Here is an 11177-nt window from a genome sequence, read left to right on the forward strand (position 1 = left end):
TTTATGGGGTGATGTATGGATGACTTTAATCCATGCTTGTCTTGCGGTGCCTGCTGTCATCATTTTCGGGTGTCTTTTTACTGGTCTGAAGCCGATCCTTTTTTAGGCGGCAGCGTACCGGTTGAGCTGACGGAAAAAATTAATAATAATTATATTTGTATGCAGGGCACCAACCAGCCGAATCCACGCTGTGTGGCGTTGGAAGGCACCTTGGGCGAATGTGTGAGCTGCAAAATTTACGCGCAACGCCCCACGCCCTGCCGTGAATTTCCCTTGTGGCTAGAGGATGGATCACTTAATCCAGAGTGTAATCGACTGCGCGCGCTGAAAGGTCTACCGGCGATTGAGTTACCTGATCATCAGCCCAATGACGAACCACCACTGGTTCCGATTGTGGCTTAGGATAACTAAGTATTAAAGTAAAAACAGGCCGATTAGCACGAGCACGCCACCATAAATGGCGAGCATAAAGGCATGGGCTTTAAACCAGGCTACCACCGTTTGGAAGATTTCTTCTGGGCGATATTGGAAAAACGCCAAAACAACCATACCAAGTGCAATGATTAAGAATGCCGCAGGTACGATAAGCAATAATTGATACAGTGTCATGGTTGCGTGACCTCCACTAGATTGACTGTAATAGATCGGCTTGTAATTGAATTAACCAGGCCTGCGCCTGTTGGGCTGGCAAACTGTGACCGGCTAGTTTAACGGCTAGACACTGTTGTTGCGCATCGCCCTGCGCAAGTAGATGAGCAAGCTGGTCGTTAAGTTTAGATAAGGCTCGCGGATTTTCTTGGCTAAATAACTGTAAGCAGGCCTGCTGATTGTCATTCTCAGCGCCGTCTTCAATGGCGATATAGGCTGCCAACAAGCTGTGTAGCTCGGGATAGGTATTTAAAAAATCCATTTGGGCTTGCCAGTCCAATTGAACACCTTTAATCTGGTTGTGGAAAGGCGGTTAGCACAAAAAAATCATCGCCACGCCGCACCAATACCACCCGCACCACTGCATTTTCTGGCACCCACTGCGGCTGGGCATCCGGATTAGCCTCCAGCTGCGTCCGCGTAATATAGCTGCCATGAGTCGGCACCCGCGCAAAAAAGGCTTGTCGTGCCAGCTCGCCCTGCCACCAACGTGCCACCTGTTCACGTTGTAGATTTAGCACCGCATTGACCGAGGCTTCCGCCACCGCCAGGTTACTAAAGGTTGACGTGGTGTTAAGACGCGCATCACGCTGCAAACGTTCAATTAAATAGGCATCGCTTTTAGCGACATGGCGTTCAATAGTGTGACCACCCATCGCTTCGTGCTCAACGAGGGACACCTGAATGGGTTGCGATAGATCGGCTAAACCGCTGGCGGGTTTGTCACATCCTGACAAACCAAGCAGAATTAAACCCAACATTAAGGTGAATAGCAGGCCTGCTACACGCCCCAAAACGCCTTGTTGTTTAATCATTGCGTGACTCACTCCTTGATAAAGAATAGGTAAAATACGCCGTTATTAAATTTCTTGCAAAACTTGAGCACCCCTGGTTACCAAGTTGTACTTGGAGGGAGTTTCGGGGTTGCTAAGAAGAATAAGGCCAAAACAGATTTGATTATGCGCACAGACTAGGATGTTTAATGCTTGGTGGTGTCTGATTGATTTAGCTTGTCCATCAGTTCATTAAGGGACAGTTGGTATTTTTCAGCAACGGTTTTAACTGGCAGGTTAAAATCCCTAACCATTTCAATTGCAAGCTCCAGCTTGCCCTTTTCGACACCCTGTTGCATACCCTGCTGCATACCCTGCTGCATACCCTGTTGCATACCCTGTTGCATACCTTTTTCAAGATACAACTGCTCTAATGAATTCACGTATTGCACGTTCTTCTCCTTCTCGATTTCATCAATCTGATGATCAAATTCTATCACAAGCTCTCTCGGCAGCGTAATCATCCAATCAATCAGATTAAACAGCGTGATGATCTGTTGTTTGTCATAGTCTTGGTTATAGGATGAACAAGAAGTCTATTGATGCGTTATTAAATACTGGTGCTAGTGAATGTTAATACTCAAGGCTTGGTAAATTTGCCAAACGCCCATTGCTATCACGGTTGCACCGGCGCTGCGCTTTACCCAGGTTAATCGCGCCCAACGGGTAAAGTAAAACGCAAACACGCCCATCAGCATTAAGTTGGGCAAGGTGCCAAGACCAAACGCCAGCATGACCAACGCGCCCTGGGTCATTGAAGCGGCACTAAAGGCCATAATCAGTACACTGTAAACCAGTCCGCAAGGCAACCATCCCCAAACCAGACCATATAACCAGGCCTGCGGCAAGGTGCGTACCGGGGTCAGTTTTTGGGTAAAGGGTTGCAGGCGACGCCATAAGCCAGCCCCCACCCGCTCAACGGCGGCTACACCTAACCACCAACCGCCCAAATACAGGCCTAGCGCAATCATAAACAAGCCAGCAAAGACTTGTAATGCTTGCTGGAACGGCAAAAACGGCACCAGCGTTGACAAGGAAGCCGCTAATAAACCAATCAGAGCGCCAATAATGACATAGCTACTAATCCGCCCTAAATTATAAGCGAATTGATAAGGCAACATGCGCCACTGACTGAGTTGATGCTGCGGCGATAGGCTAAAGGTGAGCGTACCCACAACCCCACCACACATGCCTAAACAGTGCACACCGCCCAGTAAGCCGACAATAAACGCAGCGATGAGCATCCCTTCAATGGCCATTACTGGCTGCCTCCAAGTTGATCTAAATTGCGATAGCCCAAGGCTTCGGCCAAATGGCCACGGCTTATCTGCTCCGCCGCGTTCATATCAGCAAGGGTTTGCGCAATACGCAGGACTTTGTGATAACTGCGGGCGGATAAGCCTAGTTTAGTGAGCGCGCTGGCTAGGAAGTCTCGATCGGCTTGGGCAATGGGTAAATCTTGACATTGTTGCGCACTGAGCTGACTGTTTAGACAGCCTTGCCGTGTTTGTTGGCGCGCGCGCGCTGCTGCCACTCTGGCTCGCACAGTTTGTGATGTTTCAGATATAGACTGTTGTGGTTTAGCTAACTCGGCTAAATCCACCGCCGGTAATTGCAGGTGCAGGTCAATTCGGTCGAGGATGGGGCCGGATAGTTTACGCTGATAGCGCAAAATTTGGTCGGGGGTTTCTTTACAACGCGGGTCATCGGCAAAATAACCTGACGGGCTAGGATTGAGCGCGCCAATCAGCAGACTATTACATGGATAGCTGACTTGTTGCTTAACGCGGGCGATATTGACCTGTTTAGTTTCCAGTGGCTCCCGCAAAGCTTCGAGGACATCGCGCTTAAACTCGGGCATTTCATCGAAAAAAATGACGCCATGATGTGCTAAAGACAAGGCCCCTGGCCGCGGCGTTTGCCCACTGACATTTACAGAAGTTAATGCTACACTTTCTGTTAATTTCAATAATTTAGAAACCAGTTTACTAAGAATTAATGCTACAAATACCATTTATTAATGCTACAACCTTGCTTTTTACCAGAAGTTTTTGCTACAACCTTTTAACAAAGAGAGTTGTTAATTGAAATTTTCCCATAAGAATAGAAAAATTGGCTACACATACGGTAGTTTATCAGGTGCTTATTCATTTAGAGGTGAAAAGAGCCTTTCATTTGAGTCAAAAATTGAACGTGATTTTTTAACACTACTAGAATTTGATGATTCGGTCATTGAAGTCACCGAACAGCCATTCACCATTGAATATGAAAATCACAATGGCCGACCAACAACCTATACACCAGATTTTTTAATTGAATTCAAATCCCCTCTTACCAGCAGCTCTTACAGCGCATATCGCAAATCTCTCTTGGTAGAAGTTAAACCACATGACATTCTTAAAAAGAAATTTTTAGATCTTAAACCTAAATTCCAAATAGGCATGCGCTTTGCCAAAGCAAACGACATGGTTTTTAAAATTTTCTCTGATTCGAAAATACGCACACCAAAACTTAAAAATATTCAAATGATTGCCCGTTACAAGCGTTACAAATACTGTTTAAATGAAGAAAGTAGAATACGCGAACATCTACAAAACGTTGGGCATACCAGGCTTGATCACTTACTCTGCTTCTTATATGTCACAGAAGAACAGCGCTCAATTGCTTTAGGCCAGATCTGGCAGTTGGTATGGAATAAGCAAATTGGTTGTGATTTAACGCTGCCTCTCAACTTGCAAACGGTCGTATGGCTAAAGATTGATGAAACTTATGAAGAAGGCGTATTCAATGACAGATTTTGAATCAGGCGGTTGTTATGCTGACCGAAGACGCATTACATTTCGTCCGAATGATTTTGTTGAGAGTTTTGGCGAAGCATTTAGGCTTACACAGATTATTAACTTTGAAGATGTCATAGGCGTTAATTTAAAAACCGGGCGAGCTGAACGTCTTTTAATTAAAAATCTGAGGCACATCGATGACGTGGATACCGAAGCATACCAATCTCTAAGAGATATGGAGGATTTTTCGGATGCGGAATGGAAGGAAATCGAAAAACGCTTTATCAGTATTCAACCATTACTTGAGGGCTTAACTCGCAAGGAAATTGAGCAGTATGCAGAAAAGATCGAAATTCATTTTACAACTCTTTACCGTTGGCTGAAAAATTACCAAACGACAGGAACTATTACTGGCCTGCTACCAAAAAAACGTGGCCCTTCACAAGGAACTTTAAAAATTGAATCTCGTGCCGAGTCAGTCATGCATGAGGTCATCAATAACTACTATCTAACCTCTCAAAAACCATCTGTCAGCGATACCATCCTAGTGATCAAAGAACGTTGCGAAGCACAAAATTTAGCAGCGCCATCCGGAAACACTATTCGAAACCGCATTTCGCAAATTTCAGAAGAAAAAAGATTAAGGCACAGGAACGAGAGAGGGAGAGCTAGAACAAAGTTTGAACCTACCCCCGGAAAATATGAGGCTGATTACCCATTACAAGTCATACAAATTGACCACACACCCGTAGACTTAATACTTGTGAGTGACGATGAACACCGACTTCCCATTGGAAGACCCTACGTTACTTTTGCGATTGATTGTTACAGCCGAATGATCGTTGGCTACCATCTTTCACTTTATGCGCCAAGCACAACCTCTGTAGCAATGTGCATATCTCAGATGATTAACCCTAAAGATCAGCTTTTAATTCAATTTAAAGTTGATTCAAGTTGGCCTGTCTGGGGAAATCCCGAGTTTCTTCACCTCGATAATGCCGGTGAATTTCGTTCTGACACTCTTCGACAATCATGTCTTGCTTATGACATAAATATAGATTTCCGCCCTGTAGGAAAACCAAACTATGGCGGTCATGTTGAGAGCCTAATGAAAACAGTCATGAAAAAGGTTCATAACTTGCCAGGAACAACATTTTCAAACATTGAAGAGCGTGCTGAATACGATTCAGATGGAAATGCTACTCTAACTTTTGATGAGTTTGAGCGCTGGCTTATTATTTACATTACGAAGTTTTACCATAAAAAGAAACATTCAAGTCTAGGAATATCACCTGAAGATAAATGGCATGAGGGAATTTTTGGTTCAAACCATTCCAATGGAATCGGTCTACCTCCGAAACCATCAGATCCAGAAACGGTTTACAGGGATTTTTTACCCATCGAACGCCGCACAGTTCAGAGTAATGGCGTTAACATTAACGGTCTAAACTATTACGAGCACGTTCTGAGACCATTTATTCATAAATTTGACAATGAGACAAATAAAAAACAGCGCTTCATATTCCGTATAGATCCTCGAAATATACGTCAAATTTGGTTTTATGAGCCTGAGCAAAAGCAGTATTTCAAGATTCCCCTAGCCAATCCATCCATACCTCACATGAGCTTATGGGAACTTGAAGAAGCCAAAAAACAGATTAAAGAGTTTGGCTTCACTTTTACAGAAGAGCAGCTTATTGAAACACACCGTGAAATGCAGGCAATTGTTGAAGCATCTGTGAAAAAGACTAGGAGTGCACGGCGCAAACTAGCAAAATCTAAAATAAATAAAGAACAAGCTACACCAGAAAGCAAAACCTCTCCATTACCTCAACCATCTCAGCAGCAAGGGTTAGATGACGACCTCTGGGATGATGATATTCCAATATTTGATTAATACACGGGTGAATTAGATGACAGAACAGTACTCTCACCTTCATGAAAGCGTTCACGAGGTAATACTCCAAGGTAAACAGGAACGAATTGACTATATGAATAACCCCTTATGGATTAACCATAACCGGTCAACGCAAGTCATTCAATTACTCAACCAGCTTCTAAGAAATCCAAAAAAGCCAAGAATGCGAAACCTATTGATGATTGGAGAGCCGAATATAGGCAAAACATCGCTGATTAAATACTATTCAAATTTACACCCTAGTTATACGAGTGAGGATGAGGACGGAATATCGAGAGCAAACATTCCTCTAATTGTCATAGATGCGCCGACTCTTGAGTCCGAAAAAGCATTGTTTGTTTCAATACTTGAGCAGTTTTGGACACCCTTTAACCCAGAGCACACACCACTTCGCCTTAGAAACCAAGTCATTTCTCTAATGCGGGAATGTAATGTTCGAATGCTGATAATTGATGAATTTCACAACTTATTGACATTTTCTGCCTCAAAACGCTTAAAAACAATTGGAATACTAAAGACGCTTGGCAATGAGCTAATGATACCAATTGTTGCCGTTGGCATTCACGATGCCATGACATTAATTAATAGCGATCCACAGATAGCGAGTAGATTCGATACACTGACAATTCCACGTTGGGATTTAGATAAAAACTTCAGAGGATTGCTACTAGCATTTGAAAAGCGGCTACCTCTAAGAAAACCATCAAGATTGCACGAAAAAGATAAAACTGTTCTGCTTCATAACATTTCCCAAGGAAATACAGGAGATTTACACCGGCTTCTCATAGAGTGCGCAACTTATGCTATTGAAAACGAAATTGAAGAAATTTCGACAAGTGTTATTCAAAAGTTTTCTTGGGTGAAGCCTACTCATGCCAGTTATTCAAGACAACTTCAAATAAGTTAGAAAATGAATTCGCATCGTCTCTGGCCAATTTTAATACCCATCGAAGACGATGAGTTGTTGAGCTCTTGGTTAATCAGGAACGCTCTTGCTAACGGTTCAGATCCCATGACTTGGACTTGGTATTTTTGGGGCAAGTGGCGAGCCTGGACACTTGATTTTGATCGATACTGCCCCGATGTTATGCTTTATCGAATTGCTAATGCACCCTTTGATATAAATACGCTTCGTAAAGCAACACTGTTATCTATCGCTGCAAATATCAATTCAGCTCAACTAAACCCAAAAACAAATTGGAACTGGGTAATCCCCCAAGGTAGTCGTAATAGAGATCGAAGCACTGGCTTAAGATGTTGTCCTGAGTGCCTTAATGAAAAGGCCTATTTTAAAAAATCATGGCGATTGGCTTGGAACCATTCATGCCCTACTCATAAAACTATACTTCTAGATAAATGCCCAAATTGCGGGCTTCCGATTAGCCCACATAAAGCAAATCAAGATAACCCCGATATTTGCATTTGTCCTCGATGTCAATTTGATTTACGACTTGCTCATAGTAAACCAGCCAACTCCAGAGCACTTAATGCCCAACTACTTTTGAACAACGCTATAAACCATGAAGGTAGTGTTTCGTTTGCATGGGGCACAAATGAAACTAAAGAGCTTTTCAGCACCGTACACTTAATGCTTCGATTTCTTCATTTCACCTGCACACACCCAGCAACCTTAACAAAGTTTAGGAAAGTGATGTGCCTGCCTGTTATGGAGCAAGAGTTCATCATGGGCGTTAGCATCGAGCAGTATCCACCTGATTGGATACATACTTTATTTTGCGCCCTGGATACGTTACTAAGCATGGAGATTAAGAGCTTGATTAAACATCTTGCTGCTCATGATGTAACTCAAAAGATGATGATAAAAAATAAAACCAATCTTACTGAGACATTTGCCTTCATCGCCTCCAAGCTTAGGAGCTCGGAAACAAAACCAACAACAGTCATCAGAGCACGGACTCCTATCAAGCCCAAGTCAAAAGATGAGGTTGATAAAATGTGGCTTGATATCCAAAGGTACCTTTAGATGCCTCAATGTGATCAATGTGGCCGTGAAGTCGAAAAGTATAAGCGCAGGCATAACAATGAGGGATTTTGTGCAACATGCTATGCTCGAACCTTTAAAAAAAGAACTTGCAGTATCTGTGGCGAAATCAAAAAAATCCATAAGAACGATGTGATTCCGGTATGCAATACTTGCAAAAAGAAAAACACACCATGCATAAGGTGTAATGCGACCGACTACCAGCCCGGGAAGATTACCGAGCATGGCCCCGTTTGCAAAGCTTGTGCAAAACATTACAGACCTCGATTAAGATGTCATATATGCGGATCTGACGCTCGGAGCGTTTCAAGACGTTTAATTTTTGGCATAGATAAACCAATATGCAATAAATGTTTTAATAAGTCTTATGGCTTTAAGTGCATCCGATGTCATACCACCTATGCACCATTCTTTTTTACACTGGACAAAAAACCTGTTTGCAAGCACTGCACGACAAAGCCGGATAAGGCCTGTAATGTTTGTGGAAAGCATATGCCTGCTGGCTTTAAGAACAATACTTGTTCTACATGCGCTTCAAAGTCGAGATTACGAAAACGTCTTTCTATTTCCCAAAAAGCATTGTGTCACGAGGTCGCCGAGATATTCGCTAACTATGGGCTATGGATGGAAAAAACGAGAGCTCCAGATATTGCGGCAAGAAAAATCGTATCAAGCTTTGAAGTATTCAAGTTCTTAAGTGACTGGTATGAAAAACATGAAGCTATGCCCACTTATGCCGAGTATGCAACAAGCCTTACCGTGGCTAAAACTAGACAACACTTAACCGTAACCTACTTTCTTGATGAGTCAGGCCTCATCCCATTAGACCATGAGCGCAAGTGTGAGATCGGTAATTTAGATTGCATTGATAGAGCATTCAATCGCATACCGGCATCCAGCCCACTGTTTAAATACATGGATAGCTATCACAAATTAATCATGACCAAGTATGAAACCGGTAAAAACACAGCACATACTGCACGATTGAGCTTTGGTACAGCCGTTAATTTTTTAGCACTAGGTGAATACCAAAATAAAAGCCAGCCAGATGTTGAGCTTATTCGCCAATACTTATGGTTTCATACCGGGCAACGAGCAAGCCTATGGGGTTTCATTACGCATTTAAGAAAGCACCATAAAGTTGAGTTACCGAGTCTCGATAATAAAGTTTATGAGCTGGCGTTAGATCGGCCACATGAATCCACTGAGCGTACTAAACAAAAGTTGATTGCATTGTTGAGGTCTGGCGAGTTTTCCCAAGAGGATTACATTGAATTAGGTTTAGCTTACTTTCATCGAGTTAGAATGCCGAAAGAGTTGAATGGTATCAGGGAGCTAGTAAGCGTTAATGAACAGAGAGAAGTAAAACTTTATAAGGATATTTTTTATCTGCCCCCGTAAGATGGGGAGGTAACTTACTTTAGAAGGAGGTAAACCATTGTTAAATCTGGCTACAACTGGATACAAAATTAAAGCTTAAAACAAGTAAATCTAGTTACAAATAAGTAATCGGCCCTGAATAACTCACTCAAGCCATGATTTATAAGGGTTGAGCTTTAATTTAGTGCTTTAAAAATTGCCAGTTTTAATATAATAATGATTTAATTTCTTGCAAATTGACACGCCTATGAAGCCCAAAACACCGCCCAAAAACCCCAACCAAGATTTGTTTCGACCCTTGTTGGTTGACATCATCAATCCTGAACATGAACTCGCCCGATTAGAAGGCCTCATCGACTGGGCGTTTTTTGAGCGTGAATGGGCCGGGTATTTCCCCTCAACCACTGGACGACCTGCGACCTCACCGCGTTTGATTGCCGGTTTGTTTTATCTGCAACATCTCTACGGCCACAGTGATGAAGGGGTATTGAGTGCCTTTTTGCAATCACCTTACTACCAGCACTTTTGTGGTTGTGTGCACTTTGAACATCAACTGCCGATTGACCCCAGTTCACTTGTGCGCTGGCGTAAACGGGTCGGTGAAGAAGGGTTAGAATGGTTACACACCCACAGCATTCAGGCGGCCGTCAACGCCAAGATGGTCAAGCCCAAATCCTTTGAAGAGATTCTGGTTGATACCACGGTCATGGAAAAAGCCATCACCCATCCAACCGACTCCAAGCTGTTAGAAACCGCACGACAACGCCTGGTTAAACAAGCCCAAGCGCAAGGCATCAACCTTCGCCAAAACTACAACAAAGTCGCCCCTAGACAAGCGATACAAACAGGCCGCTATGCGCACGCCAAACAATTCAAACGCATGCGCCAAAGCCTCAAAAAACAACGCACCTACCTCGGGCGGATTGTTCGAGATGTAGAGCGTAAAGCGCAACAGATAACCGATGGGTTAAAGCATGAACTGAGTCTAGCCAAACGCCTACTCAGCCAAAAACCCAAGGACAAAAACAAACTCTACAGCCTGCATGCGCCGGAAGTCGAATGCATCGGTAAAGGTAAAAGCCGCAAACCCTACGAGTTCGGTGTGAAAGTCACTGTAGCGACCACCTTAAAAGAAGGCTTAGTGGTGGGGATGCGCAGCCTAGCGGGCAACCCCTATGACGGGCATACTCTACATGAAGCCTTAGAACAAAAAGAAATCCTCACCGACATGCCAACCAAACTGGTGTGTGTCGATAGAGGCTATAAAGGCCATTGGATTGAACAGAGTAAGGTGCTGATAAGCGGCCAAAAGCGTGGCATGACCGCGAGCTTAAAGAGAAAGCTCAAACGCAGAAGTGCCATAGACGCGAGCATCGGGCATATGAAAACCGAAGGACGATTAGACCGTTGCACGCTAAAAGGACAGCTAGGTGATGCGATGTTTGCGCTGTTATGCGGTGCAGGTCACAATCTGCGGTTAATCCTAAACTTCCTGCGGGATTTTTTGGCTTTTTTATGGACGGCTATCTGGCAAAGCGAATGGATTAAGGAAAACATTCGTACGAAAAAGCGCAAAATTAAAGTGGCTTGAGTGGGTTATTCAGGGCCGACTAAAT

13 protein-coding genes are annotated in these 11177 nt (G+C 43.5%); 7 read left to right on the forward strand and 6 right to left on the reverse strand.

Features of this window, described 5'->3' with window-relative positions:
* Positions 1 to 15 precede the first annotated feature (15 nt).
* Positions 16 to 402, forward strand: coding sequence for a YkgJ family cysteine cluster protein (locus THIAE_RS09365; protein ID WP_006460245.1), 387 nt, complete (start codon positions 16 to 18; stop codon positions 400 to 402).
* Positions 403 to 414: 12 nt separating this feature from the next.
* On the opposite strand, the gene THIAE_RS09370 is transcribed toward THIAE_RS09365, so the two are convergent.
* From THIAE_RS09370 to THIAE_RS09395, 6 genes are all read right to left on the reverse strand, one after another.
* Positions 415 to 609, reverse strand: coding sequence for a hypothetical protein (locus THIAE_RS09370; protein ID WP_006460244.1), 195 nt, complete (start codon positions 607 to 609; stop codon positions 415 to 417).
* Positions 610 to 625: 16 nt separating this feature from the next.
* Positions 626 to 928: a hypothetical protein gene (locus tag THIAE_RS09375; RefSeq protein ID WP_006460243.1), complete on the reverse strand. Its 303-nt coding sequence runs from the start codon at positions 926 to 928 to the stop codon at positions 626 to 628.
* Positions 929 to 938: 10 nt separating this feature from the next.
* Positions 939 to 1463, reverse strand: coding sequence for an RNase A-like domain-containing protein (locus tag THIAE_RS09380; protein ID WP_006460242.1), 525 nt, complete (start codon positions 1461 to 1463; stop codon positions 939 to 941).
* 164 nt (positions 1464 to 1627) lie between these two features.
* Positions 1628 to 1873 carry a hypothetical protein gene (locus tag THIAE_RS09385; protein ID WP_025299401.1) on the reverse strand — a complete coding sequence of 82 codons (246 nt, stop codon included), beginning with the start codon at positions 1871 to 1873 and terminating at the stop codon, positions 1628 to 1630.
* Between the two features lie 171 nt (positions 1874 to 2044).
* Entirely contained in the window at positions 2045 to 2740 is a 696-nt protein-coding gene (locus tag THIAE_RS09390; RefSeq protein WP_006460240.1) for a sulfite exporter TauE/SafE family protein, read from the reverse strand.
* The gene (locus THIAE_RS09395; protein WP_239232378.1) at positions 2740 to 3450 is read right to left on the reverse strand and encodes an ATP-binding protein; all 711 of its coding nucleotides are present in this window, start codon (positions 3448 to 3450) and stop codon (positions 2740 to 2742) included. Before THIAE_RS09395 ends, THIAE_RS09390 begins: the two co-directional genes overlap by 1 nt.
* A 115-nt stretch (positions 3451 to 3565) precedes the next feature.
* Between THIAE_RS09395 and THIAE_RS10665 the strand changes: the two genes are divergently transcribed.
* From THIAE_RS10665 to THIAE_RS09425, 6 genes are all read left to right on the forward strand, one after another.
* Positions 3566 to 4282 (forward strand): heteromeric transposase endonuclease subunit TnsA, encoded by a 717-nt coding sequence (locus THIAE_RS10665; protein WP_006460238.1) that lies wholly within the window; start codon positions 3566 to 3568, stop codon positions 4280 to 4282.
* The gene (locus tag THIAE_RS09405; protein ID WP_006460237.1) at positions 4269 to 6158 is read left to right on the forward strand and encodes a Mu transposase C-terminal domain-containing protein; all 1890 of its coding nucleotides are present in this window, start codon (positions 4269 to 4271) and stop codon (positions 6156 to 6158) included. Before THIAE_RS10665 ends, THIAE_RS09405 begins: the two co-directional genes overlap by 14 nt.
* 16 nt (positions 6159 to 6174) lie before the next feature.
* Entirely contained in the window at positions 6175 to 7086 is a 912-nt protein-coding gene (locus THIAE_RS09410; protein ID WP_006460236.1) for a TniB family NTP-binding protein, read from the forward strand.
* Positions 7087 to 7089: 3 nt separating this feature from the next.
* Entirely contained in the window at positions 7090 to 8163 is a 1074-nt protein-coding gene (locus THIAE_RS10670) for a TniQ family protein (RefSeq protein WP_006460234.1), read from the forward strand.
* Between the two features lie 642 nt (positions 8164 to 8805).
* Complete coding sequence (locus tag THIAE_RS09420; protein WP_025299402.1) at positions 8806 to 9582, forward strand: hypothetical protein; 777 nt, start codon at positions 8806 to 8808, stop codon at positions 9580 to 9582.
* A 226-nt stretch (positions 9583 to 9808) separates the two neighbouring features.
* A complete protein-coding gene (locus THIAE_RS09425) occupies positions 9809 to 11152 on the forward strand; it encodes an IS5 family transposase (protein ID WP_006460232.1) in 1344 nt (447 codons plus the stop codon).
* The last annotated feature ends 25 nt before the right edge of the window (positions 11153 to 11177 follow it).

It is taken from the genome of Thiomicrospira aerophila AL3 (assembly GCF_000227665.2).
In the GTDB taxonomy this organism is placed as follows: domain Bacteria; phylum Pseudomonadota; class Gammaproteobacteria; order Thiomicrospirales; family Thiomicrospiraceae; genus Thiomicrospira; species Thiomicrospira aerophila.

What these genes read in the sequence shown, in the direction of transcription:
- THIAE_RS09365 (WP_006460245.1), top strand. Translation starts at nt 16, where the DNA reads ATGGATGACTTTAATCCATGCTTGTCTTGCGGTGCCTGCTGTCATCAT.
- THIAE_RS09370 (WP_006460244.1), bottom strand. Translation starts at nt 609, where the DNA reads ATGACACTGTATCAATTATTGCTTATCGTACCTGCGGCATTCTTAATC.
- THIAE_RS09380 (WP_006460242.1), bottom strand. Translation starts at nt 1,463, where the DNA reads ATGATTAAACAACAAGGCGTTTTGGGGCGTGTAGCAGGCCTGCTATTC.
- THIAE_RS09390 (WP_006460240.1), bottom strand. Translation starts at nt 2,740, where the DNA reads ATGGCCATTGAAGGGATGCTCATCGCTGCGTTTATTGTCGGCTTACTG.
- THIAE_RS09405 (WP_006460237.1), top strand. Translation starts at nt 4,269, where the DNA reads ATGACAGATTTTGAATCAGGCGGTTGTTATGCTGACCGAAGACGCATT.
- THIAE_RS09410 (WP_006460236.1), top strand. Translation starts at nt 6,175, where the DNA reads ATGACAGAACAGTACTCTCACCTTCATGAAAGCGTTCACGAGGTAATA.
- THIAE_RS10670 (WP_006460234.1), top strand. Translation starts at nt 7,090, where the DNA reads ATGAATTCGCATCGTCTCTGGCCAATTTTAATACCCATCGAAGACGAT.
- THIAE_RS09420 (WP_025299402.1), top strand. Translation starts at nt 8,806, where the DNA reads ATGGAAAAAACGAGAGCTCCAGATATTGCGGCAAGAAAAATCGTATCA.
- THIAE_RS09425 (WP_006460232.1), top strand. Translation starts at nt 9,809, where the DNA reads ATGAAGCCCAAAACACCGCCCAAAAACCCCAACCAAGATTTGTTTCGA.